The organism is uncultured Sunxiuqinia sp. (genome assembly GCF_947495665.1).
In the GTDB taxonomy this organism is placed as follows: domain Bacteria; phylum Bacteroidota; class Bacteroidia; order Bacteroidales; family Prolixibacteraceae; genus Sunxiuqinia; species Sunxiuqinia rutila.
This window is the reverse complement of sequence record NZ_CANLZV010000001.1, coordinates 360136-386379: the sequence shown is the minus strand read 5'-3', so window position 1 is coordinate 386379 and position 26244 is coordinate 360136. Positions and strand designations below refer to the sequence as shown.

General features: G+C 44.6%; 27 protein-coding genes, 1 tRNA gene and 1 other RNA gene. 4 read left to right on the top strand and 25 right to left on the bottom strand.

Annotation, left to right across the window (positions count from 1 at the left end; genetic code table 11):
- Positions 1-7 precede the first annotated feature (7 nt).
- Complete coding sequence (gene pflB / locus Q1A18_RS01810; RefSeq protein WP_299576723.1) at positions 8-2224, bottom strand: formate C-acetyltransferase; 2217 nt, start codon at positions 2222-2224, stop codon at positions 8-10.
- Positions 2225-2530: 306 nt separating this feature from the next.
- Positions 2531-2930, bottom strand: a transfer-messenger RNA (tmRNA) gene (gene ssrA / locus Q1A18_RS01805).
- 185 nt (positions 2931-3115) lie between these two features.
- On the opposite strand from ssrA, the gene Q1A18_RS01800 reads away from it, so the two are divergent.
- Entirely contained in the window at positions 3116-4315 is a 1200-nt protein-coding gene (locus Q1A18_RS01800; protein WP_299576721.1) for an NAD(P)-dependent oxidoreductase, read from the top strand.
- Here Q1A18_RS01800 and Q1A18_RS01795 read toward each other — a convergent pair whose 3' ends face one another.
- Positions 4316-4813 (bottom strand): hypothetical protein, encoded by a 498-nt coding sequence (locus tag Q1A18_RS01795; RefSeq protein ID WP_299576719.1) that lies wholly within the window; start codon positions 4811-4813, stop codon positions 4316-4318. It lies immediately after the preceding gene.
- A gap of 137 nt (positions 4814-4950) precedes the next feature.
- Between Q1A18_RS01795 and Q1A18_RS01790 the strand changes: the two genes are divergently transcribed.
- Positions 4951-5024 (top strand) — tRNA-Pro (locus tag Q1A18_RS01790).
- Positions 5025-5142: 118 nt separating this feature from the next.
- Positions 5143-6360, top strand: a complete 1218-nt coding sequence (locus Q1A18_RS01785; RefSeq protein WP_299576717.1) for a site-specific integrase — start codon at positions 5143-5145, stop codon at positions 6358-6360.
- A gap of 183 nt (positions 6361-6543) precedes the next feature.
- On the opposite strand, the gene Q1A18_RS01780 is transcribed toward Q1A18_RS01785, so the two are convergent.
- The 12 genes from Q1A18_RS01780 to Q1A18_RS01725 all read right to left on the bottom strand — a co-directional run bounded on the left by Q1A18_RS01780 (position 6544) and on the right by Q1A18_RS01725 (position 19453).
- Positions 6544-6948 (bottom strand): hypothetical protein, encoded by a 405-nt coding sequence (locus Q1A18_RS01780; RefSeq protein WP_299576715.1) that lies wholly within the window; start codon positions 6946-6948, stop codon positions 6544-6546.
- Between the two features lie 77 nt (positions 6949-7025).
- Entirely contained in the window at positions 7026-7310 is a 285-nt protein-coding gene (locus Q1A18_RS01775; RefSeq protein WP_299576713.1) for a hypothetical protein, read from the bottom strand.
- A complete protein-coding gene (locus tag Q1A18_RS01770) occupies positions 7307-7765 on the bottom strand; it encodes a hypothetical protein (RefSeq protein ID WP_299576711.1) in 459 nt (152 codons plus the stop codon). Before Q1A18_RS01770 ends, Q1A18_RS01775 begins: the two co-directional genes overlap by 4 nt.
- Positions 7762-8043 carry a hypothetical protein gene (locus tag Q1A18_RS01765; RefSeq protein WP_299576709.1) on the bottom strand — a complete coding sequence of 94 codons (282 nt, stop codon included), beginning with the start codon at positions 8041-8043 and terminating at the stop codon, positions 7762-7764. Before Q1A18_RS01765 ends, Q1A18_RS01770 begins: the two co-directional genes overlap by 4 nt.
- 236 nt (positions 8044-8279) lie before the next feature.
- A complete protein-coding gene (locus Q1A18_RS01760; RefSeq protein WP_299576707.1) occupies positions 8280-8693 on the bottom strand; it encodes a hypothetical protein in 414 nt (137 codons plus the stop codon).
- Positions 8694-8757: 64 nt separating this feature from the next.
- The gene (locus tag Q1A18_RS01755; RefSeq protein WP_299576705.1) at positions 8758-11628 is read right to left on the bottom strand and encodes a hypothetical protein; all 2871 of its coding nucleotides are present in this window, start codon (positions 11626-11628) and stop codon (positions 8758-8760) included.
- Between the two features lie 2 nt (positions 11629-11630).
- A complete protein-coding gene (locus tag Q1A18_RS01750) occupies positions 11631-13262 on the bottom strand; it encodes a hypothetical protein (protein WP_299576703.1) in 1632 nt (543 codons plus the stop codon).
- 55 nt (positions 13263-13317) lie between these two features.
- A complete protein-coding gene (locus tag Q1A18_RS01745; protein WP_299576701.1) occupies positions 13318-15117 on the bottom strand; it encodes a hypothetical protein in 1800 nt (599 codons plus the stop codon).
- Positions 15118-15120: 3 nt separating this feature from the next.
- The gene (locus Q1A18_RS01740) at positions 15121-18069 is read right to left on the bottom strand and encodes a phage tail tape measure protein (protein WP_299576699.1); all 2949 of its coding nucleotides are present in this window, start codon (positions 18067-18069) and stop codon (positions 15121-15123) included.
- A gap of 181 nt (positions 18070-18250) precedes the next feature.
- Positions 18251-18496, bottom strand: a complete 246-nt coding sequence (locus Q1A18_RS01735) for a hypothetical protein (RefSeq protein ID WP_299576697.1) — start codon at positions 18494-18496, stop codon at positions 18251-18253.
- Positions 18486-18773, bottom strand: coding sequence for a hypothetical protein (locus tag Q1A18_RS01730; RefSeq protein WP_299576695.1), 288 nt, complete (start codon positions 18771-18773; stop codon positions 18486-18488). The genes Q1A18_RS01735 and Q1A18_RS01730 overlap by 11 nt, the downstream gene beginning before the upstream one ends.
- A 140-nt stretch (positions 18774-18913) precedes the next feature.
- On the bottom strand, positions 18914-19453 hold the full coding sequence (locus Q1A18_RS01725; protein ID WP_299576693.1) for a phage antirepressor N-terminal domain-containing protein: 540 nt from the start codon (positions 19451-19453) through the stop codon (positions 18914-18916).
- A gap of 131 nt (positions 19454-19584) precedes the next feature.
- Here Q1A18_RS01725 and Q1A18_RS01720 point away from each other — a divergent pair, with 131 nt between their 5' ends.
- On the top strand, positions 19585-19776 hold the full coding sequence (locus Q1A18_RS01720; RefSeq protein ID WP_299576691.1) for a hypothetical protein: 192 nt from the start codon (positions 19585-19587) through the stop codon (positions 19774-19776).
- 186 nt (positions 19777-19962) lie between these two features.
- On the opposite strand, the gene Q1A18_RS01715 is transcribed toward Q1A18_RS01720, so the two are convergent.
- The 10 genes from Q1A18_RS01715 to Q1A18_RS01670 all read right to left on the bottom strand — a co-directional run bounded on the left by Q1A18_RS01715 (position 19963) and on the right by Q1A18_RS01670 (position 26215).
- Positions 19963-20472, bottom strand: coding sequence for a hypothetical protein (locus Q1A18_RS01715; RefSeq protein WP_299576689.1), 510 nt, complete (start codon positions 20470-20472; stop codon positions 19963-19965).
- Positions 20450-20920 carry a hypothetical protein gene (locus Q1A18_RS01710; protein WP_299576687.1) on the bottom strand — a complete coding sequence of 157 codons (471 nt, stop codon included), beginning with the start codon at positions 20918-20920 and terminating at the stop codon, positions 20450-20452. The genes Q1A18_RS01715 and Q1A18_RS01710 overlap by 23 nt, the downstream gene beginning before the upstream one ends.
- Positions 20921-21000: 80 nt before the next feature.
- Positions 21001-21765 carry a hypothetical protein gene (locus tag Q1A18_RS01705; RefSeq protein WP_299576685.1) on the bottom strand — a complete coding sequence of 255 codons (765 nt, stop codon included), beginning with the start codon at positions 21763-21765 and terminating at the stop codon, positions 21001-21003.
- The gene (locus tag Q1A18_RS01700; RefSeq protein ID WP_299576683.1) at positions 21765-22613 is read right to left on the bottom strand and encodes a DUF6712 family protein; all 849 of its coding nucleotides are present in this window, start codon (positions 22611-22613) and stop codon (positions 21765-21767) included. The genes Q1A18_RS01705 and Q1A18_RS01700 overlap by 1 nt, the downstream gene beginning before the upstream one ends.
- Complete coding sequence (locus tag Q1A18_RS01695) at positions 22594-23988, bottom strand: hypothetical protein (RefSeq protein WP_299576681.1); 1395 nt, start codon at positions 23986-23988, stop codon at positions 22594-22596. Before Q1A18_RS01695 ends, Q1A18_RS01700 begins: the two co-directional genes overlap by 20 nt.
- A gap of 17 nt (positions 23989-24005) precedes the next feature.
- Positions 24006-24230 carry a hypothetical protein gene (locus Q1A18_RS01690; protein WP_299576679.1) on the bottom strand — a complete coding sequence of 75 codons (225 nt, stop codon included), beginning with the start codon at positions 24228-24230 and terminating at the stop codon, positions 24006-24008.
- A 90-nt stretch (positions 24231-24320) separates the two neighbouring features.
- Positions 24321-24737, bottom strand: coding sequence for a protein-export chaperone SecB (locus tag Q1A18_RS01685; RefSeq protein WP_299576677.1), 417 nt, complete (start codon positions 24735-24737; stop codon positions 24321-24323).
- 10 nt (positions 24738-24747) lie between these two features.
- Complete coding sequence (locus Q1A18_RS01680; RefSeq protein ID WP_299576675.1) at positions 24748-25149, bottom strand: hypothetical protein; 402 nt, start codon at positions 25147-25149, stop codon at positions 24748-24750.
- The gene (locus Q1A18_RS01675) at positions 25146-25568 is read right to left on the bottom strand and encodes a hypothetical protein (RefSeq protein ID WP_299576673.1); all 423 of its coding nucleotides are present in this window, start codon (positions 25566-25568) and stop codon (positions 25146-25148) included. Before Q1A18_RS01675 ends, Q1A18_RS01680 begins: the two co-directional genes overlap by 4 nt.
- Positions 25569-25699: 131 nt before the next feature.
- Positions 25700-26215 (bottom strand): DUF4468 domain-containing protein, encoded by a 516-nt coding sequence (locus Q1A18_RS01670; protein WP_299576671.1) that lies wholly within the window; start codon positions 26213-26215, stop codon positions 25700-25702.
- Positions 26216-26244 lie beyond the last annotated feature (29 nt).

The following is a 26244-nucleotide window of genomic DNA, read 5'->3' as shown; positions in this document are numbered from 1 at the left end:
ATCGTTTCTATAGCGACTCATGGAATGAACGAGTCAACACCTCTTGCTGCTGCTCGCGGGTAAGGCGAACAAAGTTAACGGCGTATCCCGACACACGGATGGTCAGCTGAGGATGCTCCTCAGGGTGCTCCATGGCGTGGATCAACGTTTCACGGTCAAGAACGTTCACGTTCAGGTGCTGTGCATTCGATCCGAAGTAACCATCCAGCGTGCGTACCAAGTTGGCAATCCGGTCTTCCGGAGTTGATCCCAGTGATTTAGGCACGACTGACAAGGTATTCGAAATACCATCTTTTGAATCTTTGTAGTCAATTTTGGCTACCGAGTTCAACGAAGCAATTACCCCGTGTGTGTCGCGTCCGTGCATTGGGTTTGCACCTGGTGCAAAAGCCACTCCTTTACCACGTCCATCAGGTGTAGCTCCGGTTTTCAAACCATAAACAACGTTTGAAGTAATGGTCAGAACTGACAAAGTTGGATTGGCATCTTTGTACACTTTGTGTTGCGACAATTCTTTGTTGAAGTGACTCACCACGTCGCGGGCAATATGGTCCACCCGGTCGTCATCGTTTCCGTATTTTGGAAAATCGCCTTCAATCTCGAAATCAACAGTCAATCCGTTTTCATCGCGAATGGGTTTTACCTTGGCATGTTTAATGGCTGACAATGAATCGGCAACAATTGAAAGACCTGCAATACCATATGCGATGTTAATTTTCGGATTAGTATCGATCAGGGCCATCTGCGCCTTTTCGTAGTAGTACTTATCGTGCATGTAGTGAATGATGTTCATGGATTCGTTGTACACGCGGGCCACTTCTTTCATCGCCACTTTAAAGTTGGCAACCACTTCGTCGTAATCCAGGTATTCGTTTTCCAGCGCTGGAATGCCATCCACAATTTGAGTTCCGGTGTTTTCACACTGTCCACGGTTAATGGCCAGCAACAGGGTTTTGGCCAAGTTGGTTCTTGCCCCAAAAAACTGGATGTGCTTTCCAAGCTCCTGCATCGATACGCAGCAAGCAATCCCGTAATCGTCACAATTGGCGCTAGTACGCATCAAGTCGTCATTTTCATACTGAATGGATGACGTTTCAATCGATACTTTCGCACAGTAGTCCTTGAACCCCTGAGGCAGGTTTTTAGACCACAAAATAGTGATATTGGGTTCTGGTGATGGTCCCAGGTTGTATAGCGTATTCAGGAAGCGGAAAGAGGTTTTAGTAACCTTGCTGCGTCCGTCAATTAAAAGTCCGCCAATTGATTCTGTTACCCAAGTGGGGTCGCCGGCAAAAATCTGTTCGTAGGCTTCCATACGCAGGTGACGCACCATGCGCAGTTTCATCACAAACTGGTCAATGTATTCTTGCGCTTCTTCTTCGGTGATTACACCGTCTGTTAAGTCTTTCTCAATAAAAACATCCAGGAATGAGGATACACTTCCCAGTGACATGGCAGCACCATCTTGCTCTTTCACAGCAGCCAAGTAGCCCATGTAAGTCCACTGAACAGCTTCTCGGGCATTTTCAGCCGGACGGCTAAGATCAAGATCGTAGATTTTCCCCATCTCAATCATAGCGTACAATGCTTTGATTTGCTCCGACACCTCTTCGCGCAAACGAATGGTAGCATCGGTCATTGGCCCATGAATCGCATCCAAATCAGCTTTTTTGGCTTCAATCAGCCGGTTGATCCCGTATAGTGCTAAGCGTCGGTAGTCACCAATAATCCGGCCACGCGCATAGTTGTCAGGCAGACCAGTCAGGAAACCCAGCGAACGAAACTTGCGGATTTCATCGGTGTAGGCATCAAATACGCCATCGTTATGCGTTTTGGTGTATTTGCTGAAGCTTTCGGTAATAACCTCGCTTGGCGAAAAGCCATGTTCAGAAAGAGCTTTTTGCACCACTTTGAATCCTCCATAAGGTTTCATGGCACGTTTTAGCAACTCATCAGTCTGCAAACCTACAATGACTTCACTTTCCTTGTCAATATACCCGGCTTTAAACGCATTCATGGTTGATACGTTTTCTGTATCAACGCTGCGAAGTCCTTTTCTTTCGCGCTCTTCTTTCAGGGCGGCTTTACAGATGTTCCACAAATGGGAAGTGCGCTCTGTTGGGCCTACCAAAAAGTCATGATTGCCTGCATAAGGGGTGATATTACGTGCAACAAAATCCTTTACCTCTATGGAACTGGTCCATATTCCTTCTTTAAATTTCATAGCTGATTTTTTTACTTTTTCTCAATTATTACCAGAGGACGAGAGTCCCTACTAATTTTCAAATTAACAAGCCGTTTGCTTCGGGCCGCAAAAATAGGATAAGTTTATGCTATAAAACATACCCACTTCTTGGGATTTACCATTGTTAATGTTTTCATAATAGCGGTTTATTTGGGCCCCTTACTTTGTTTGTAAATCCGATTTAATAAACAAGTGTTTCCCGCGATTGTTCGGGCTTTTGGCAATGCTTATCATTAGAAAAACAGGCAAAAAAAACTCACCAATGCGCTGTGCATTGATGAGTGCAGGTGGAGCTGCCGGGAATCGAACCCGGGTCCAAACGAGGAAGCCATATGCTTTCTACATGTTTAGCCTCGACTTGGTTTTCGAGTAGTAGCAGGATCAAGGCCACCGACCACTACCTTAGCTTCTAAAGTTTCGCGGCATGTCCGAAGCAAACATTCCACTAGCCTCGATTTTTTGCACCGCCGAATCGGATAGCCTCAAAGCAATAGCATCCGAGCGATGTCTTGTCCCAGCACCTAGTGCCGGGATTAAGCGGTTAACCTACTGTGATTCGGTTACGCAGCAAGAGCGTAATTGTTTTCGCCAATTAAAAGTTTGATCATTAGGATTAACGAGCCAACAACCCAAGCTCGACATGCTTACATACCTCTTCTACCCGCTGTCAAAACCAGTCAGCCCCGGTCATTGAGGAAATGCAAAATTACAATAATTTTTGGCATATTCATAGTTGTCTTCAGCTTTCTCTTTCTTAAAAAATGTTCGACTATTCAAATAAGAACTGGCTCCTGGAAGCAATACGGCCGGTTCACTTCTGATTAAGAAGATAATTCTTATCTTTAAAAATTCCAGAAAAGAAAGACAAACATGAAGATTGGTATTTTGAGAGAAACGCGCCGCTGGAAAGACCGCCGCGTTGCAATTACGCCTGAAACAGCCCTTTTAATTCAACAAAACTATCCGGAGGTGGAGCTCTATGTGCAGTCCAGCGATTTGCGGGTGCACCCAGACGAAGAATACCGCCAGCTAGGATTCCCGGTTGTGCAGGACGTTTCGCATTGCGACGTTCTGATTGGCGTAAAAGAAGTAGCCAATGAAGCTCTTCTGGAAGGAAAAACCTACATCATGTTTAGCCATGTAGCCAAGGAACAAGCGTACAATCGCGACTTCTTCAAACTAATGGCACAAAAGAAAATTACCCTGATTGACTATGAATATTTTGTAGACAAGCACCGGGCCAGACTGGTAGCCTTTGGATTTTGGGCTGGCGTAGTGGGTGCCTACTATGCGTTTGTAGGCATTGGACAGCGCTTTTGCAATTACCAGCTTCCTGCCCCTGAGGCTTGCCGGGATTTACAGGATTTACACCACCAGCTAAAAGCTTTGCCAATTCCGGCGTTAAAGATTTTGGTTACCGGTGGAGGGCGTGTTGCTTCCGGAGCACTGGAAATTATCAATCACCTGGGAATTCCGGAAGTGCTTCCCAAAGACTTTTTAGAGCGCGACTATGATCATCCGGTATACACCCGCCTTGACCCGGAAGACTATGTAAAACGCAAAGAAGGAGCCCCAGAGGATCAGCACTTCTATGATCATCCGGAAGCGTTTGAGTCGGCCTTTCTCCCCTACACCAAGGTGGCTGATGCATTTATTGCCTGCCACTACTGGAATCACGAATCTCCTCACTTTTTCAGTGCTGAAGATTTGAAAGCACCTGATTTTTCCATTTCATTGATTTCAGATATTTCATGCGACGTTCCCGGCCCTATCCCAACAACGCTTCGAACAAGTGAGATTGAAGCCCCTTTTTACGACGTGGAGCCTCTAAGCGGTAAAGAAAAAGCACCATTCAGCTCCTCATCACACATTACAGTGGTTGCCGTAGATAACCTGCCTGCCGCATTGCCCATGGATGCTTCCCGAACCTTTGCCCGAGATTTATACTACGAAGTTTTTCCGTCCTTATTCGGGAACGAGGATGATGGAATTATTGAACGAGCCACCATTCTTAAAAATGGCAAGCTAACCCCAAAATTCAGCTATCTCAAAAACTTTCTGGAAGAATAATTACAAAGAAACCAATACAGCTCCGGCAACCAGGCCGGCAACCAAGTAATAGACCCGAGATTGTCGGATTCGGTTTTTATCATCAATCAGTTTGATGTTTTCGATGCGCTGATTTTCCAATACTTGATCGTTCTGCAATAATTGTCCGTGCCAAAATTCAGCCTCTAGTTTTTTAACAGCTATCGCACTATCAGCCATGGCCGAGCGCACTTCAAATAAGCTGATTTGTTTTTTGTACAACTCCAGCTTCTGGGTGTTGATTTCGTGGCTGACCGCGCTCGTTAATAGCGACCTGACCTGCTGCATCGGAATGACATATAGTGTATCCGCTGTTTGGTTGGTAAAACTTGCCCCGGGAATGAGTTTACTGCTTTGAGCCGAGGCGCCCAAAGCCATCAGCAGCATTGCTCTCTCTTTCGCCAAACTCGCTCGGCATGCCAAGGCAGTTCGGTGATTAGATTCTTGATTTGCATAAGAATAGCGTTTAGTTATTGCCATTCAATTTACAAAATAAAAATAAAGGAGTCAATTGTCCGAAATCAACCATGAAAAAAAATCAAGTACCGACACCAATAAAATTCGAAAAATAATTCCATCATTTATTCGAAAATTGTACATTTGTCCCACTTCAAAAACGGGATGTAGCGCAGTCTGGTAGCGTACCACGTTCGGGACGTGGGGGTCGCTGGTTCAAATCCAGTCATCCCGACAAAAAACAATCTATCGCTGATAATCAGCTACTTTTGTGGCGAAAGTAGACAAAAACTGAAAGTGGTAGACACATGGTAGACAGTTTGATTTTGAGTTAATCATCAAAGTCAAACGAAATGAGAAGAAATAAAATAGCAATCCTGCCGGAGGTTAATAATTGCGGCGGCGATCTTTCGAAGAAGTGGTTTGTATACTACTCTTACCGGGATCCTCGAAACGGAAAAATGAAGCGTTTCAAGGCGTATCAAGGTTTGCACAAAATCAAAGACTTTGCGGGAAGAACGGAAGCAGCGGAAAAGCTAAAGGCCGAGTATGCTGCAAAATTGAAAAACGGCTGGAGTCCATTCCTTGCCGATGAATCGGCGATCTATGAAGACCAGCTGCAGTATCAAAACGTTGCCCGGATCTACGGTAAGTTGAAGATGGCCAACAAGACTGTCAGCTTTTACTGCAGTAAGTTTATTGCGCAAAAGAAGGCGGATGCAGACCTGGAGCCTGAAACAATCAGCACTTATACCAGCAAGCTGCGGATTTTTAGTTTGTGGCTTGATAAGAATGGCATGGGCGACTACGACATTACAGTCATTGGGAATGACATCGTGCTTCAGTTTTTCGATTACCTGATTAACGACCGGAAGCTGGCCGGCAACTCAATTAAAAAGTACCGACAACTGCTTCAGGACATGTTTGAGTTTGCGCGTAAAGCAGGGAGCATCATGATAAATCCTGTTTATGACATTCCTGTTTGCAAGCGAATAAACGACCAATCCCCCCGCCCTATCGCCGAATTCGACATCCAGGATCTGAAAGATGCAATTAAGAAAGAAGATCCTCAGCTGTGGCTGGCCATTTCGTTTGAATACTATTGTTTTCTGAGGCCGGGTAAAGAGTTGCGGTTGCTCAGGGTCGGTGAAATTGACTTTGTGCGTGGCGTGATTGACGTGGAGCAACTCCGGGCAAAAACCAACCTGGAACGCTTCCCTACTATTCCACTGGTCTTTTTAAAGGAACTCAGAGAAGTTTATCAGCTGCAGGACTATCCACGCGATTACTATGTGTTTGGCAAGCATGGAAAGCCTGGGCCTGAGTTCCTCGGGAAAAACAATATGCGTACCCGGTTCCGGAATATCCGAAAAAAACTGAAAATGCCAGACGGTTATAAGTATTACTCCTGGAAACACACCGGCAATGGCCGTGCTGCCGATGCCGGTATATCGATGAAAGCATTGCAGGATCAGAACGGGCACACTTCCATCCAGACGACTGAAATTTATATGAGGCATAAAATTGGGCGGGTGAGTGAAGAGATCCGTGACAACTTCCCGGAATTGTAGTTACAACCTACAACCACAAAAAAATCCCGGAACCTCTGTACCGGGATTTGTTGTGAATTAAGTGCTCGTATTGTGATTTGGGATTTGAGCCTTTTTTTGAAATCCCCCGCCTGGGAGAACCTTAGCGGGGGATCAAACTAACTAAACCAATAAAACTAAACCTATGAAAAAAAAGAACTATCGTCACTCTTCCTGAGGGGGTGTAAATCTTCCACCACCTTGGCGAAAGTTGGGTATCAGGAAGTCTAATATTTTGTATAGCTTATTTAAAAGTGAGTCATCCTTCTTAGTGGGAGTGAGCCTCACGATTATTTCAATAAATCCTAATAATCCGAGCAACACACCTAGCCAGTTTTCCTTCAGTAGGTCGACAAAGGATTTTTCCGACACGGTGGGTGGATCTTCGCCCGAATCCTGAACAAGGATAACCGGAGCATCGAGCTCGATGGTGGCAGCTGCTTGCTGCAGGTCGGTTGTTTGTATGTAGCTCACCTGATCCGAAGGCGGATCGGTTGCCGGTTGTTCGGGAGTGCAGGCCACTGCCAGCAGCAAGGCAAACCCGAATAAAAGAAAGAACAAGTTTTTCATGATGTTGAAAATTTAAGTTTTTGATTTGAATGTATAGTTCAAACTTCCGGCTTTTTAGGCGTGTAGGAAAGGACAGATTAGGACCTGTTTCTTTTGCGTTTGGCTTTCCGTTTTTCCCGGCGTTGGCGGCGAACGTCAGCACGGGTTAATCCGGAATTGTCGAGTGCAGGATCCTGAGTGACTTTCTGCAGGTTGTCGGTGCCGTTTTTTTGCTTCACCTTGCCAATCTTGGTTTCCTGGCTTTGCTTCTCAACATAGGAGCTGGTGTTGATCGTTCGCGGATCGAGCAATCGAATCGCAGCTACGATGCCGGCAATCATTCCGGCAAACAGGATCGTCAGGTATTTCCACAGGTTTTTCATACCACCAATCTTCGATAATTCAAAATAAATTCCTGCTCGGTACCTTTCCCTAAGTGAGTGTTGTAATACTTTTTCCAGTATTTCGCCATCCCTTCAATGGTGTTGGGGATTTTTTCAGGATTTCGCAGGTAGTGCAACCGACAAAAAACAATTGCAACACGAAGGTTGTACTTGAGGCACTCGGGTTCCAAATGCTGCACATTGCAAACCTTAAGCACTTGGCTCAGCAGTGCTGGCTTATAATACAGATAATTCTCAATAATATCCCGGAATGTTGCCGGTTCCATCTGGAAGATCCCAAGTGCCGGCCCCGATCCAAGTTGCTGAATGTACTGCCCCAAGTGCGATTCTTGCGCCGCTGTGCCCATTAGTAAATTGACAGCTTCGGTAAGGTAGAGCTTTTCGAATTTTGAAAGCGTGTCAATGATCAACAGATTAAGTTGGTTGGCATTCATTTTTCCAGTTTTATAATTCGTTTCTCATGATCACTAATCTTGTCGCTATGCGCCTCAAGTGTCCGGTCAATGATCTTGTGCCGTTCAATATCCGAAGTTGAGAAGTGGTTGTGGTTTGTTCGTAGTACTTCAACCGAAGTGTTCAACACGTTAACCGTATCGGTAAGTGTTTTAGTGACTGAAACCTGCTGACGTAAGAAAAACCCGATTATACCGAGCAAAATAACCATGATTGGCCCTACAACAGCAAGTATAAATTGATAGGTTTCTGAATTCATGCTCGTTTTTTATTTCAAAGCTATGCCCCTGAGCATGCGTTTGAAAGGACAGATAACCCCCTCCGGTTGATGGACTACCCCATCAACCTCGTCCCCCTTTTTGCAAGGTGGACAAAAGAAAAAAGGCAGCGGTTAGGCTGCCTTGGGTGTGGGTTGGTTGTTCCGTATTGAAAATCCTACGGTTAGTGGGTGCGGATTACAAATCCGCACCAGCCAGGGTACGTTGTTGAACCTTTTTACAGGTTGTAGTAAACCCCCAGTTTGGTGTGCCCGGCAAAGATTTTCACACGCGATGCCTGGTAATTTTCAATCGGGTGGAGGCACATGTGCTCCACTTTTAGGCGGAACTTATTGAGCTGGTAAGCTGCGGACACGGTGTACTCTGAGTGCGTAGGGCGATAGCTGGTTGGCGAATCCATAAACATGAGGGTTTGGGCTAGTGCCCGGAATTCCACTTTCTTAATTTCGTAGGCCAGCCCGTAAATCAAAGCCATATCGCCCGGTTGGTATTTAAACTCCCTCCCATTGGGCCGCATAACCAACTCGTTTGAGCCAAACAACTCCACCCCGGCAAGGGGTTTGAGCTGGGCGTGAGTAGTAATACTCACGAACAAGGCAAGGCAGGTCATGATTAGTCGTAGGCTATTCATAGGTTTTTGTTTAGCAAGTTAGAATTTTCATAATTAATGAGCAACGGTCGAAAGGATGAATCCTTTATTTCTTAGAAAACTTCACCTGACATTCTCCTCTCCACTTGTCACCTATTTGAGGTGTTTGCGTTGCTGTTTTCCGATAGTACTTATTATATTGAGCTGTATCCCATATAAAAACAGCGCAATTATTGTCTTGCGTATCGTCGCCCACAAACTTGGAAGTCACAAAAGCGGAAAGCCCATTTGTTGGGTGCGAAAAATATACCTCCCGCAATGAAGTTGCGTCCAATTTATGCCCACCTAGTCTATCGACTTCTGCTATTTCATACTCCTCGTTTCTTACAGTATCAGCATTTGCTGTTGCAATGCAGACTATGCCAACATACCAGTAATTTTCAACAGCCGCCTGCCATTCCAGTTTATTTTTGGTCGCATACCCTGCCTCTCCGAATGTTGTGTTTTTGTAATGAATAGCCCAAACCGGATGTGCTGGATTGGGGAGCCGGTAGTCGTCTATTTGCCACGTATTTCCACCGGTAACAGAAAGCGTTCTGTCGACAACAGTAGTGAGTGTATTTTGTCCCCATGCAGGCAAAGTCGTATCAATTCCGTCGATCCAATAGGTTCCACCGGATATTGTCAGGACTCCAGCCCCCCCTGTGGCATCAAGCCCGGTGTCTACAGCTGTAAATTTGGCGGTCTCGTGAAGAGTTGATTTTTGGAGATAGCTAAATTCGTCGCATTCGATTTCAAAGTCTGCACTAAGTTCAGCTGCTGTTAGTTCCACCCCATTTACGTAGAATTTTACCCACTCCATTAGTTCATCACCGTGGACGCCTCCGCAATGATCGACATAATCACCTTGGGGTAAAAATACAGACTCACTTTCCCCGGGTGCTAGTACTGTAATACCGGTTGAAATCCATGATTCACCGGAGCGTTGATAAAGCAACCCATCTTCAATTTCAATTATGTCTCGGTAGTAAATTTCTGAAAGGTCAGTGGTGTGAGCCAACTTAAACCTCACATAGAATTCAGAGCCTGGGTATTTACAATAAACGTAAAAAAGCTTTTTCCCGGATGCAGAACCCGCTTTTTGATAGGAGATATAAATGTTCGCTAGTTGATTAAAATCGGCTGGTACAGTTTTCTTTGCATAATCCAAATCAACATCAACTGAACCGGCAAGGGTGTACGGTTCGATATTTTCCAGACTGCCATCAGATTGAGAATTAATAGATAGTTTATAAACGTCAATGCCTGCATAATTTGCAGTAAAATAAGCATTAGCTATATTATTAATAAGAAGGTAACTTGCTTTTGATTTGGTACTCAAAACTTGTCCGTTTATGGAGAATTGCCATTGTCCACCCACAACCTCAAGCCTATATTTTGCACGTCCATAATCAAAGTAGTTGAAATAAATGAAATTCCCGGCATTGTCTCGTACACACCAGCCATTAGAGTAGTGATATCCGAACAAGTTGTATCCAGCCAATTCTGTTCCAATTATGCCTAGTGCTTTGTAAACCCCGTCATGAAGTGATCCTGTGATGTTTACTTCGATCTCCACAAAATCGCCTTCATCATCAATTTTATACGTCTTATCAAGGCTTGTGTAGGAACTTACCCCATTAAATTTGCTGATGAAATCATATTCTGAAATTAATATGCTCTTGTTGGCATTACTGACAGCCAGCGCGGTTTCTCCGTTTAGCAGAGACTGCGCTTGTAGTTGGTCGAGAAACTTAGACTCTCTTTCAGCTTTTATGCCCTGAGGCAGGAAGCCGGGAAAATTAAACAAAGACTGCTCCGTGATGACAGAATCAATGCAGGTTTTGACACTGTAAATTACTCCCTTCCAATATCCATAATTATAGTATGAATGCCCAAAAGATTTTATGCTAATGTTTCCAGCAACAGTTCCGGTGTGCTTTAGTGTGTCATCGATGTACACAGCGATGCCGCCTGATACCTTTTCAATTTTTAGTCTGAATTTGCCTGTTGGAATATTTTTAATAATATTATTGGTGATTAACCACGTCAAATCAGACCCTCGAACTGTAATTTCACTTAGGCTCACCTGTATTGAAGTACTTGCGCCTGGTGTGCGTCCGCAAAATGAATAGCCGCCGTTAATGGGGTCAGGAGATTCGCATTTCAATTCAAATTCGATATAATCACCAACACTGTCAATCATTATTTCATCCACAATACATTCTGATGATACTCCATCAAATCTCGCGGCCCAATCATTAAAAACACTTAATGCTGTTTTCGTTATCGGGTCGATATTTTGCAAGATCCAATATTGTGGATTTGTCCATTGTGAATCCCCTTCACCCACAAACTGTTCACGCTTCCATTGGTACGTTTCAATTTGGTATTCGATTACCTTTCCCTTGGTCCTCAAATAGGGAGGAGTATTCGCTTTTGCAGTTTCCGAATTATAGAACTGCCCAGAAGGAAGAGGTTTGTTGAGTGTGATATTGTAACTTGAACTCGTAGATAGACCCCATATTTCCTCTGATTGTTTTTCATTTCGATGAACGAACTGAATTCCCAAATCAATTTGGTAATAATTCTTTCGGTTTGGCACCCGCATGTAGACAGCTCCTTCTGGGATTTCAAATCGTGTAAATTCCGTGAAAAATGAATTGACAGTTCCTTCAATTACGGCAATAAACGCTTTGTTTTCGTCGTACACACACACAGCTACTGAACCATTCGAAGCCCCTCGGTAGTAAAATTCGGATTCACCTTCAATATAGATAAAATCAGTAACCTCAGATCCTGCTTCTACGAAAGTTGCACCGTCTGAATTTCTGATGCATTTGTCAGATATAATCTGAGTATACTTTAATGCATTAATCCTGTTGTACCCTTCAATTTCGACAATCTTATCCGTCAATGCCAATTCTTTCTTTGCCATGATTATTCTATTATAATGTCGTTATTCTCAACTAATAAACTTGTGCTCTCAAATATCGCGTAATACCAATCCAACCAATCCACAACTGTTTGCTGTTCGGCGGTGCTTAGGTTGCTGCTGTACACCAGCACGGGCAGCACATCGCGCAGTTTGGTGTTGTAGTCGCGGTGGAACAGGCGGGCGTGGGTGGCATCGGTAGCCGCTTCGGCCCATGCCCAACCCTGCAACCAGCTTAGCGGGCAGGTGCGCGGCGTTCCGGCATTGTACCAGCCTGTTGCCGCTATCAGTGTTTGGTCCCAATAGGTAGCGTCCGAAAAATCAAACAGGTCGTTGCCGGTGATGTTGGGAAAGGTGATATTGGTGCCGGAAATGATGGCCATATGGTTAAACCGGAGGTCGAGCAGCTTAATGCCCCGTGCCCGGTTAAAGAAGGCGCTGAGCTTATTGATGTAGGGCGGAATAACAAACTGCAAGGTTCCGCGCTGGCGGGCATACCACTTGCTTTTGTGCGCCAGTTCCCACTCAATATTTTGGGTAAAGTAGTCGCGTTCATCTTCCAATGTCACGCTTTCAGTAGTCACGATATTAATTGGTTTCGCCACGCTACCGTCCAGCCAGTAGGCGTTGCACGACAAGTCGAGCTCTTCGGTGTATTCCAGCCATTCCTGCGTGTTCAGGAATCCCAGGCTCGATTCGTTTTTGTTTACCCGTTCGGCCCGGTTGTAGGCCATCGTGCGGTCGTTCAATTCCGGGTAAGTTGGCAGTTGCCTGCGGTACGACTCGCGGCTGTTTTCGCCCGTTTGGGTACGCATGCCGGTAGCCGTTAGCGTGTCGAAGGTGCCCAGTGAGTTATCGAACAGCAAGCGGTCGTAGCGTTCCTTGTGCTGGCGGTCGACCGTAAACGTGCGCTCTTCGCTCAATCCTGAAATGGAAACGGTATAAGCGGCCAGCTCCTTACCGGTCAGTGCTTCAATCAAACCCGGCGACAGGCAGATCTCAACTACCTGGTACGCATCGGCGGTGTGCGTGGTGGTATAAGTTCCGGTGCTGTCGTCGGTGGCTGTCCAGTCAAATTTCAGGGTAATGGTACCCGTTGATCGCATGATCCAGTACAGCTTTTCCACACTGACCGGGTAGGTGGTTTTTTCGAGCGGCTGATTCGTCAAAAAGCGTTTGTTCTCCACCACATCTTCCCACCAGGTAATCTGCTGCACATTCATCCGCGCCATCACATGGTTGGGCAATCCTCCGCGAATGGCGTAGTAGGTATCCCCAAAAGTAAGGCCAAGGGGTTGCTCCGGACCATCGGCAGGCTTGTATATTTCACCATAAACAATTTGGTACTTAACACTCATCTGTGGGTGCGCAATCATTAAGCTGGCTTCGTGTTCGGGAAACGAGAATTTCGACTCGAGGTGCTTATTCAGCAGGGCTTGAAACTGAAACACAGCCACCCCATCGGCATCAACCACAATCTTATCTTCCAGCTGGTTGACATAGGCGCCATTGATCCACACCATAATGTAGGCGCGAATCCACACCTGCGGGTATGTAAGGTCGGATTGAAAGACAAACCGAATGGGGCATCCGGTTAAGCTAACGGTATCGGGCTGATCGATGATTGTAATTGCCATTGCTGTTTTATTTTGATGTAAATATGGCCTGCGCGCTCTGCCTGTGAAAGGACAACTAGGCCAGCTTCACAATATCCGCCTCGGTGGTGCCCACGTGGTTCGCGAAGAAGGTGGTGGTGCATTTTTCAATAATGAATTCACCCTCATCAATGCGATGCTTTTCGTTTAAATCCAAGGTTTGTACATCCACTTCGTCAAAATTGAAATAAGCCACGCCAGGCACGCCGTTCTTGATCGCGTTCAGGGTATTTCCCCATCGTTTTGCAATGAGGCCATTGTCGCCTTCCCAGCGGTTGTCAACCAAGCCACCCATGGCATCGCCACGCGGAACAGAATTCACTAAGCCCTGGTAAAACATGATGCGCGGAACGAAGGGCTTGACCTCATCAGCAAACAGGTCCGAGTTACCGGTAAGCATCAACCGGCCTTTCTTGTCGGGCCACCCAGAAACTACGCCAAACTTCGATTCAATTTTCACCTCATCGCCGCCACTGCCCAGGCTGTAGGCATGCCCGTAAATGCTGAGCGGATACCACTCCAGTTCTTCCTCGAAAGTGTCGGGGCCAGTCTCAATCTCTTCCATCCGGTATTCCCGATACTGGTTTTCGCCCAACACATAATAAAAGTCGCCCACCTTCATGCCGGTTTTGGCATCCAACGCCGACTTGCTGGCCACTTCTCCCAGGTAGCGGCTCCATTTCTCGGCTGAAATGTCCTGGTAGTAGTCATTCCAAAAACCGTCGTTGCTATCCTTGGCGTACTCGATTGTTACTTTCCGGCCATCGACCGGTTCCAGCTTGGGCTGCTCGGCCAGCTTATCATTCAAATCATTCGCCTTGGCAACAAGCAAGGCTTCGCGGTCGCGGATCCGTACTTCGTTTTTATAGGGCGAAAAATCAAATATGACATTCAGCAGGTTTTGAATACCCAGGATGTAATCTTTCACCGTCCACTCATCCGGAAGCAGATGGTTGGGTGAAAAACTGGAAGGAACCGAGCGCTCATATTGGTTTTCAAGCTTAACGCTGCCTCCATTGTAGGTTATATCTCCAAAATCAATCTGGTCGATTTCAATCGTTGTTTTCACAGTCAGATTCACCTCGGTAATATCATAAGAAGTATAGAAACAGGCTCGCTGTAACAGGCTGTCGGTGTTCAATGCATTCTCAACAACTCTCACGTCAAGCGAAGCCATGAGCTGCACATAGAACCAGTTGCAAAATAAAAAAGGGGTGATTACAGCCAGCTTGTTAGTTGTTTCGCCAAACTGCTCAATAAACAGGTTGGTGTTGCTGTCGAACCGGTTCTGTGTTCCGATTTGCTTCAGAGCAAATTGCTTGGCTCGGGTTTCAATCTGTACCGGATCGCCATTGTTGTCTTGCCCTTCTGCTGGTAAGCCACGACCCTTGTAGAAATCAAAATTGTAAACCGGGAATAAACAATAGGGTTCGCCGGGCTGGTATTCGGCCTTGTTGGTGTAGGTGAGGTTGCCGGTGTTCAGTACATCCTTCACCATCTTACCGGCATAGCCAGCGGCAATGGCGCCAAAGGTTCCGTAGGCGTAGCCCTCGTACTTGCCACCGGTGTACTTGGCTTTTATTCGGCCATTCAAAATCAACCGGCCATTGTAATAAAACTGAAAGGGGTATTCCTGCCATCCCTCCCAGCGCTTCTGAAAGCGTTCGGCATGCTCAAAAGCCGCCTCGTTGGTTTCGGTGCGCGGAAAACTGATGTTGTACGCCCAGGCATCTACAATTTCTTCGAACTGCAACAACCGGCTATTTTTTTCGATTGTGATGCTGAAATCAGCACTCAAATCGACATGGATATCATTTACAATTACTTCGCTCAGCATAGCTTATAAGGTTACATTCGACTTCATTTTCTGATACTCGGCTTCTTGGTTAATCAAACCATCACGCCCCAACAAACGAGTGTAGGTGCCATCCTTCCACAACTTTTCAGCAGCATCAGCCATCTGCTTGGTGGCCTTCAGGTTGTCGGATAACAGGCGGCTGAATGCGGGATCTGGTGTGTAAGGTTGGGGAGGGTTGGACAAGTCATTCACGCCGGCATACCCACCGGATGCGTATCCCTTGCCTGACGCTGCGGAAACAGAGGCAAATACAGGGCGTAGGTCGAGCCGCGCCAGTGATCCGTTACGGCGGGCCATTTCCATGATGTCGATCATCGGCCTCAGGGCTGTGTTGTTAACGCCTTCTTGCGGAATTACATATTCGCCTTTGTGGACAATACCGGCCGGTTCGTATTTGCCGCCAGGTTCGGTATAACCTCCTTCGGCCTTGCCCGAAAGCAACCCTTTTACTCCCTGGAAGGCCATTTCCATGAAGGCAATCTTCGCAATTGCTTTAGCAATAGCGAGCGGGTTGAGCGGTGCACCTTCGGTAGCTGCCCTGATCCATACCTTTGCCTGTTCGATTAAATAAAACTGGTGTAGGGCATCAAGCGCCATTACCAAGGTGTTTTTTAAGTAGTCGCCAAAAGTAGCTTCCGAATCGGCCATCAGGTCGCCAAAGCTTTGACCGATCATCTGTGCAAACTGGAGATAGGTTTGCTGGCGCTGTTCCATGATCTGCTTTTCCTTCGTTGCGGAATCTTCGAGTGACTTAAGTGCAGCATCTGCAGTCTGCATTGTTGCCTTTGCGGCTTCATCTACCTCCTTGCTGTCGGCAGCAATTTCGTCAAACAATTCTTTTTCACCCTCGGCCAACAGATCATTAATTTCTTTCTGTGCTTCAACGCGCTTTTTCGATATCGCAGCTTCGGTACTGAGTGTATTTTCACCAAACTGGATCTGTAGCGCCTTTTTTGTTTCCAGGTAAGCCAGTTCAGCAACAATTAGCTGGGCTTTGTATTCCTGATCTGTCCAGGCTTCTTTTTCATACTGAATAACCAACCGATCCATGCGCTCCTGGTTGGCAGCGTCAAGCGCGGCGAGGGCTGTTTCATATTTGGTTTTACCTCCATCACTTGATCCACCGCCAGTATTTGGGTCTACATTTAATTCTTCCAGCTCCTTTTTTTGCTTTTTTATTTCGGCAGTAGCGGCCTTTGAAGCAGCCCCTAATTTCAACTGTTCCAAAGCAATTTTCCCAAGGTTTAGCGATCCATCTTTCCCAATTTCTGAAAACGACGATTTGAATGCGGCCAGGGCAGGCCCCATGTCCGAATAATCCATCGTAAATACGGCTTTTAGCAACCGCCCAAGTGCCGCAACCGGTGTTTTCATCTGTTCATAGAAGTTCTTGAACACGATGCCAACGGCACGGACGCTTGCCCCCAGGTTTTCAAACTGCGTTGTCATTCCATTAATCAACCAGGTTCCGGTATCAACAATCGCCTTCCAGCTAACCGCTAAAATTCCGTTGCCATCCTCTATTGACAGCATCATGTTTTTCCATGCTTCGCTGAATTTCTTATTGGAAGCCGATAAATTGTTTTGTTGAATTTTTGCCTGATCGTATGCTGTACTGGTGCCAGTCACCGCATTGGTAAGCGACTCGTACTTCTCAACATTATCAAGCATGATCTTACCAGCCGTCACATTCTCGATGCCAAACAACTTGGCGAGGTAAGCATCTTTTTCAATGGCGGTGGATTGGGCTTCAATAGCTTTGTTCGCTTCGTCCATCGCATCTCTCAGATTGAACTGGCCGCTTGCATATCCCAATGATTCAGCCTGAAGTTTCAGGATGACACCGCGCAATTTGGTACCGGCTTCGGCTCCTACAATTCCTTTTTCTGCCACAACTTCAATGGCTGCAACAGTATTTTCGAGGCTCATGTTTGCGTTGCTGGCAACTGGGCCCAGATTTTTTAGTGATTCGGTGATGTTGTCAACTTCCGCCGCGCCTGCCTCAGAACCTGCGGCCAGTACATTTACTGCCCTTGCTGATTCGGTTAAAGGAATATTGAACTGATTAAGTGCAGCAGCAGCTGCTTTGGCTGCGGCGGTAACCGAAAGCTCTCCTCCCGACGATTCAGATAATGCGACTGCATTCTTAGTAACTTCAGCCAATAGCGGGCCGTTTTTAAGCAGCTCGGGCATGGCGCCACCGATGGTTTTGAAAGCGTTCAGCATGTCGGTGGCGCTCTGGGTGCTTTCTTTCGATATTTCACGGGCTTGCTTTTTCAGAAAGTCGAGGTCTTTTCCAACTGCTCCGGTAATCGCTGACAGGGAGCTTGCCGCTTTGCTGAATTCAATTGAATTGGTAATAAGCGCCTTTGTTCCAAGGACGATGCCGCCAATTAAGCCAACAATAAGCCCAATTGGAGTAAGGAAGAAGGCTAATGTTGCCCTTCCAACGGAAACAATTCCAGCAGCCATTCCGCCAAAAGCACCGGGCATTAAAGCAAGTTTGCTTTCAAGTCCTCCAAGTAGTCCGGTCTGTGTTCTCAAGGATCCGTTTATTTTTTTAAACTCGTCCTTGATCAGCATTTTCTTATTAAACAAGTCCTGATATTCTTTGGAATTGCGGTTCAGTCCATCCATTTCGCGTGTGAGAGACTGGAGCGCCCGACGCATGTCTTTTGCCGATGCCGAAGAAAGATTATTCAAAACCTTATTCACATCAAAAGCTTCGCGCTTCAGTTCTGAAACTTGCTTGTTCACCTTCTTTAGCTCGCGTTCAGCTTCCTTCACACCCTTTGGATCGCCGCCCTCCATGGCCTCGTACATTTTCTTCTTCCACTTCTCGGCCTCCCCCTGGAGGTTTCTTAAAGCAGATTTCGCTTGTTCGTCGTTAATGTAAACCGGAATCCGGGCTTCTTCATTCAGATTTGCCATTGTGCTTTCTTTTCACGAAAAGTACAATCAGTAACAGGCCCCGGAAAGGACAATAAAGTTATCGGCGCTGGAAGATAGCGCCCAGGAAGGATACGATGAGAAGTACAATAAAAAAGGCAAGTATAAATGTCATTTCCCTCGGTTTTAATCAAATATACGAAAAAAGCAGCCCGAAGGCTGCTTATGGCTTACGTAAGTTTTTTAAAAATCCACGGAGGTATGATAATTCTTCAATCAACTCCTTTAGCTCATCTTTCACGCCTACATTGGTGGTTATGCAACAAATGGCATCCGCCAGGTATTCGCGAAAATAGGTTATCGCGTAGTTATCGCTTTCCTGAAACGACTTTAGCTGATCAATTGCCTCGTCGGTAAGCACCACACCATCAATAATAATGGCTTTTTTCGACTCTCTTTTATCGCACATGGCGCCCTCCTTTCTGCTCGGCCATTATACACTGCACAATTTGATTCATATCCTTGCCGGGGTACCGCTGGCCAAAATAAATCATTGCTTTAATGTCCTGCACCTTGCGGCTAATTTGCATGAGTGCTTTGCGGCGCAGCTCAAGGTCGGGGAACTTTAGTTTTACGGCATAAACAAACTGTTCTTTTGCCAGGGCTTTTTCCTGCTGGGCTATGACCAGTTCTTTTTCGTAGCCAATTTCTGTAAAGGGTACGTAATTAATGGTTACTTTTGTCATGATTCATTTTTGAATTAAATCCCCGGGGAGGTGTTACCAGCACCTATGATCCGGGGATTGTTGTTTTTACATATTTCCATCCTTTCCAGTTGCCGTGTTGAGCACGGCAACTGAACTGAATAAACCGCAAAATTGCGGTTTTAAACATCAAAGTCAAGATCCATTTGAAAACCAGTCTTTTTGTAATCATCGTAACTCATACGGGCTACCTTGTCCATTGCATCCTCTGTATTGCTTAAAACAGTTTTTGCATTGCTGAAATTCTTTTTTACCAATTTCAGATGATCATTTAACTTCCCTATCATCTTTTCTTTTTCTTCAAGAAATTTACGGGCGCCCATAAAATGATTGTACAATACATTGCAGACTTCAACCTTGTATCGAATTACGCTTTCTCGGACTTCTTCCTTCACTTTTGTGTGATCAATTTGCGCTAACCATCCAAAGAAAAACTGAAGGGGCAAGCATGTCATTTCATACTGTTTGCCATCAGCTCCAGTTGTGGTCATATTGACCACAACTGAACCTAAAAACTCAGGGTCATTTTTCAAGTTTCTCATTTGGGAAGAGTGGTCAATTCCCAATAACTCACAAGCTGGTTTTATAGCAACAAAAATATTGTCGCCATCTCGCGGGCATAAAAACTCAGCATCATGGATTTTTACAATTTCGTTTTTCATAGTTTATCAATTTTTGTTTGATACAAATTTAAATAAAACTTCCATAAACATCCAAACAAAAGTAAAAAATAGTTTATAAACTTATTTGGAGTTCAAAAAAATCACTTAATTTTGAAGTAAATTTTAAAGATATGGGAGAAAAACAACAGGTAAGTTTTAAGCTTGACAGTGATGTAGTTGAGCGATTTGACAATGCTTTGGATAAATACAAAGAGGTGACAGGAATTAAACCAAAGAAACTAGAATGCTTTGAAGTAGCGGTAAAAGATTACATTGAAAAGCTTGAAAAACAGATTGAAGCATTAAAGAGTCTCAATAGTTGAGTATCCATATAGCGTAGTTTTAAAAAAGAAAACCCGGATGATTAATCCGGTTTTTTTGTTTTCCAAATACTAAATCATCACGATTTTCAACCCCAATAAACTCGGAATTCCGAGTATTTAGACATGCATCGATAAACTTTTTCGTGCTGTCAATTTTATTGGTTTGCCCTAATGTACAAAATAAAATCAATAGGGCTTCCAGGTTTTAGAGTTGTTCACCCATCGGCCTGGCTGGGCCCGGCGCCTGTCGTAGTTCTTTTTATTTCTGATCCGCTGCCGCTCAGTCGCTGTAAACTTGCTTATTTCTGAGTTATACCCGGCATAAAAGCCAATGGTCAGGCTATTAATCACCGTTTCGGTAACAACCGAGCTGTACCTTTCGGTTAATATTTCTTTCAACTTGCGTACTTGCCCAAAGAATATGCGCGAAAACCAGTTTGTATTGCGCTGGGACAATCGCCCTGGCCCATATTTTCCAGCACCCATATCCACAAAAATGCCGTACAGTTTGAAGGAGAATTCAATTCTGTCAATATCATTCCCTGCATTTTTAACCAATTCATTCAAGAGCGAATTGTACAACTCTCCGGTGTCGTAAACCTTCAGTTCGACCATTTTTTCATGCCAGATCTTAATTACAATATCAGCCCAGGCGCTAATGGTGGCGTTAATATCAATCGTTCCAGGCTGCGGCATCGTAGACCAGGTTTACCGGGTTTTCAACAAAAAATACAAAATACAAACCACTGCAGCCAGTGGCGAAAGCTGGCGGAACCTCGTAAAAGTTAATATTCTCCATGTTCAGAACCGGAATGGTGAGCTTATCCCGGATGAGTTTTGACAAGATATGCCGATACACGCTTTTGGCCTCTGTTAGTACCGCCTCGCGCTGATCCATTTTGCCATATTCAGCCCTGCCCAGAATAAATACCGTGTAGGGACGGCGCTCAAAGTAACCACCACCTTTGCGGAAGGTTTGTCCATCCTGGCTATCGTCAATCGCAAAGAAGTGCTTTTCGCGCCTGCTGTTTTCCAGCACCTCTTCAAGGGAACCAACACCACTCACTTTGCAAAAACGGTACTTATCCTTCGTGAGCTTCATCTTTGAATGAATCGTTTGCATGTAATTAATAGGATCAAACATAGCTGCTTTATTTTATCATCCCGGACTTGATGCGGGATCTGTTTCAACTCCATGAAGATCCTGAACCAAGTTCAGGATGACTACTTATTCTCCATTGCCAATTCGTGATCAATGGCTCGCTGTTCCAATTCGTCCAGCGCATCCCAGGCGGGCTGCTTCATAAGCTTATCCTTAATTGTGATATCTCCATTATTGAGCTGATGAATCATTCCGTTGATATACTCCCGTGGATGAAACGGGCGTTTGGATTTTTTGCCTGGAGTAAATAGTGTTTTGCAGCGCTTGGGCACATAGGTGCGAAAGCCGACATACCACATAAATACGGTATTTTTAATAGCCGGGTCTGCACTCCGGAAACGTTTTGCCCGCTGCTGGATCTTCGATGCGTTCCAGCGTTGCCATATCGGCCTGTAAAGACATGCGATCAGGTTATCCAGGTGTTCGTCTGCCTTGGTTTCTACATAAGCAAGGTAAAAATTCTCTGCCATCAGGTACTCCTCAAACGAGGCATTGTATAAACGAAAATGACGCGCCCGGGCCTTCCGGATCCAAGGCAAGGGATGAAACTCATCGGGCTTCAACAAGAACCCGCATCGCTTCGACATTTCAGCAAGCAATTCACTATCCAAAACAAATGGCCTTTTCAGCGATCGGTGTTTATACCAGCGCGCTCCGTCAGCCTCCGGATCTCGATCGGTAATCAGCCGAAGTCCGGATAAGTGCATGAATGCTTTCAGCAGAAATTCAGTCTCGGAATATCCCTGCAGAAAGAGCCATGAAACAAGCTGAAGCTGTTTCCCACTCAGATCGGTTGTTTTTGTTGGAAGGTCTAGTCTTAATTCCATTAGTGCAAACTTGAGAATATCGGTGAGTCAGCGTCGTTTTCGTAATTAGCCATCGTTCGGGCCAGGTATTCACTGCTAGCGGTATAGGTGGGGAAGCTAATCAGGTGCGAATCCATATAACGCAAGGCATCTGCAGCAATCTTTTCAGCCGCTTCGGGGTTTCCGTTCACCAGGCTGCCAATGGCATATTTCAGCAATTCAATCACCTTCACATCATCGCCAACAATTTCATTGTCGCGTTGCTTCTCGATTAACTCTTCGATGTAATCTTTCGAGAACACTGGTTCCAGCCGCATCATCGTCTCCTGAATCAGTTTCGGTCGAAGCTTCAAGAAATCGCGCCGGCTGCCCTCCCAGCTGCCATACTGCTGCAGCTCGGTAGCGGTACGAATCAAACAGTCGGTCATTACCGAATAGGCTGGCGATCCCTTCCAGTCGTCGTGGTAAATAATACGCCCTTCCAGGAATGTAATCAGCAACTCTGTCTCATTGTCGCGACGAATCAGGCATTGTTCCCGTAATCGCTCCACCCGTTCTTTACTGGCCGGCACCTTGTTGTTGGCCGAAATAACCGCAAAGCCACTTTCAGTGTGCACCAGATCGAGAAATGGTATTGCGTCCCAATAGGCATGATTGCTGATGATATTGATACAAAGCTTCTGCAGCGTCAAGTCATCACCAGCCGGATCCACAAGTGCATCCACATAAGCATAAAGATCATTCCCAAGCACCTGGCTTCGTGTCCACAGCTCGGCGCTGGCAATGTAAGGTTCTACATCGGAAAAGTTTTCAATGCTAACCGTCGTTGGAACGGCCTTCTGGAACTGATCAATCGTTTTGACTATCATCTGGAGTCGGTTTTTTGGTTGAAACTTCTTTGGCGTCTGTTTTCTGGTCAAGCGTGGTAAGCATCATGTCCGGAATATCATACTCGAGATCCCAATCATTGACATCATTTAGCAGATAAAACGGCTGAATCATAATGTCACGCGGCATTCGTTCAAGGGCCTGCTTCATGGTGAATAACTCCCTGGCTTCAGTTCCGTTGATCGACTTATTTTTACCAGGCGAACTACCGATCAGGCTAGGATGCACACCCATGGCGTAAGAAACAATATTCGCGGCTTCCTCTGAATCTTCAATATAGTCGCCACCTTCTTTGTCTTTATCCACCCGGGTAATCTTTACCATCTTCACCTCGTTGCCGTTCGGATCGTAATAGTAGCTCGAAGTCCATGATTTACCCGCATTTTCCTCGCTCGACAGGAAGTTCTTAATATTATTAATCTCTAGCGTTCGCCGCTCCTTTTTCTTGGCCGGGTCAGTAATCTTTTCACTTTCAAACAGCTTTACAAAGTAATCTTTGTGCAGTTCCACAATATAGCGAATGGCCATGCCATTCTTCATTTTAGCATGCTTGGCAATCGGGATGGCTGCTTTCAGATCGTACCATTTCGAATTGAAGGTACTGCAGTAATAGGGAAACGGATAATACTTCTCGCCGGCTGTAGGAATCCGGTTCACAATCGCAAACATGCGGTCACTGGTTTTTTCCTCATTTTTACCGGTGTCCGGGTTTGGTTCCCTGCCCAATCGAACCATCAGGTCTCCTATCGGATCATCTATGTCCAGGAGCGGAATGGCATCAACCTGATCGTCGCTCGGATTGTCTTTCCAGTTGGCGTAAAAAACATGTTCAATGTCTCCGGTTTCCGGATCGCAAGTCTCAAAGCGGCAATTAATGGCCTCCTTATGGCGAATCTGAACAATTCTAGACCCCTCATTATCGAGGATGACAACCATTACTGAAAAAAGGAAATGCTTGATGTCAGTAAACTGTTCTGCCCAAAATTTGACCATGTTATTCCGCCGGAAAAACTTCTTGATATCCTTATCGGTAATTGGAGATCCATCAGCCATCGTAGAATGAAAGCCCCGACCATAGGCCGTAGTAATGTTAAAAGACATGTTTGACGACATCACTTCGTCATTGCGAACCTTTTCCAGTATTTGGTACGGTAGCTCATTGTCTTCGCCCCATGGAACGTACCCACGATAGCCATTCTTTATGTCCTTAGGCTTTACATCCTCATAGTCAAATATCCTTCTGGAGTCTTCCGTAATAAGAGCTGCAAAGGCTTCATTGCCTCCATGAACCACGTGAACCCCAAAAGAGATGAAATCATCAGCAACCGAAGCTGGAGGAGCTGGCGGATTTTTCATTGTCGGAGTGCTGTTTTTCATACAAATACCTCCTCTCCGTTGATATTCCAGATCAGGTGCGCTTTAACCGTTCTAAATTCCTCAGAGGTGAGAAACTTCAAGTTGAAGGTGTTGCCACGAAAATAGGAGCTGGTGCACACCACATTTTCGGCATGCACAATTTCACCGTTCTTTTCCCAATATGAAATATTAAACGGCTCTTTGCTCTCAATAATTTTTCTCGCTTGTGCCAGGTGCAGCATAACTATCTTTTTTTTGAGGAAAGATAGTGGCGGCTTTGGATGAGGGAAAGGACAGGTTATATCACAAAAAAAGCCAGCTTAAAGCCGGCTTTATATTATCTGAGTGTGCTCTTCCAGGCTTTTTCTCAGCCCTGCAAGATTTACAATTGGGATAGTTATTGGCTCAATCCCCGAAAGAGCTGTCAATGATGTAATGTAAGCTCTAATGTATGGAAACAATATCGCGGGGGCATTTAAGTATAAATAATTACTAAATGCAGGATCATCAATATCTCCTTCATCTAATTTGTAATTAGCAGAGGTGTCGATTTCGATATTGAGTGCTTCAGAATTGTCCTTAATGTGAATATTTAAATCTAATCTAAACGACTGGTTTGATCTATTTATTTCTCCAGAAGCATCAAACTCCATATTCATGTCAGTTCCAATTTCACCTTTTAGGTTAATCAAAGAGCGATTGATTTTAAAACCATCAAACGACAGTTTTGAACTTTTTGCTTTTTCCATTTTATAAGTGCTAAGCAGCTAGTGCGTAATTATTATCATCTCCAGCATGCTCTACATCAAACAATCCTGTAGAGCTCCAATTAAAACTAAAATTCGATCTTGAAGACTTGAATGGTTCTACTTCTGATTGTTTAAATCCCTGTGAAGACAATTCAAGCTGAGCTTGATTTATCTTGATTAATGAATCCTCCGTCAAAAATAAAATTGTAGCAGGAAAGAACATTTCATTAAAATCAAACATCAGCTGTCTTTCAAGGTTGATATATAATTCATTAGAATTATACTCAGACAGCGGTGTAATCTCAATCAAATGAGCATCCTCCGCTTCGCTATATTCATATCGGATATTGATGCCCTTAACCTGATTATTGATTTCAGTTAATCGCTTAATAATAAATTCTTTTTCTTTCATGATATTTTTATCAGTCTTTCTATGACCTCTTTTGATAATTCTAATGCTTTTCTGGATTCTTCCTGTGAAATTTCGACATTCTTATAATCAGATTTATGTCTAAATGTTTTTAATATCATTAAGTCATTGACAAGCCTATGATCATCAATTTTCTCCCTGCGAACAAGATCGTTCAGTTTATTTTTTATTAAAAAATCATGAGACCCGATCTTTTTTGTTGGGTGTAATGCCTTGTTATACTCACGCATTTCCTTGTTAATATCCTCATAATCATACCCATACTCTACCGAAATTAAATTCATTAATCTTTGATAACAAGCATAATATGAGCAATGCACACTTGATGAATACCTCTCATTGTCAATTAACAAATTGGCAGAATAAATGTTTTCTTCAGATTTTTTTAGAAGTTCAGGCATTGTTAGGATGCGAAAATTTCTGACAAGATTATACTATTTACTTATCATTTCAAAGTTTCATGTAACTTTTTTCGTAAAAGTCAATACTATTTAAAACTATTCTAACAAAAGTTTTCAACAGATAGCACGGACTACCAATCGTCTTGGTCTTTCTCCAATCCAGATATTAACTGAGATTGCATATTCTCCCAGGTTTTCAATATTTCTCTGGCATGCGTTTCTCTCATTCTCTTGTTAAATCGATACCCTTTGCATTCTCTAATAACACACTCGATCGGGATTGTATTAATCTCTAAGTCGAACAATGTAACTTTCATGCGTCCATCTTTAAATTGAAATTTCAGGGTGTGGTCTAGCTTTTGAGCGACAGTTCCAAGCCAATCTTTAAAAGGATAGTATGTAATTCCCTTGACAACGATAAACAACGCATCATCATCACTCACATCAATAGCTGCCTTCCCAGACTTGTAAATATCAGATATGATTAATTTAGTATCGGCATATAAGCTCTCAGCAGAACTGCCTTCTACATTCAATATTGTTTCAAACTTTACTTCACCATCTACGAATGGAATATTATCAATCGGTGATTGAGCCTTGACCAAAAAAGGCAAAACCACCATTACAGCTAGAAGGATAGATTTCATTATTCGTTTTTTTGGGTTTAACAATATCA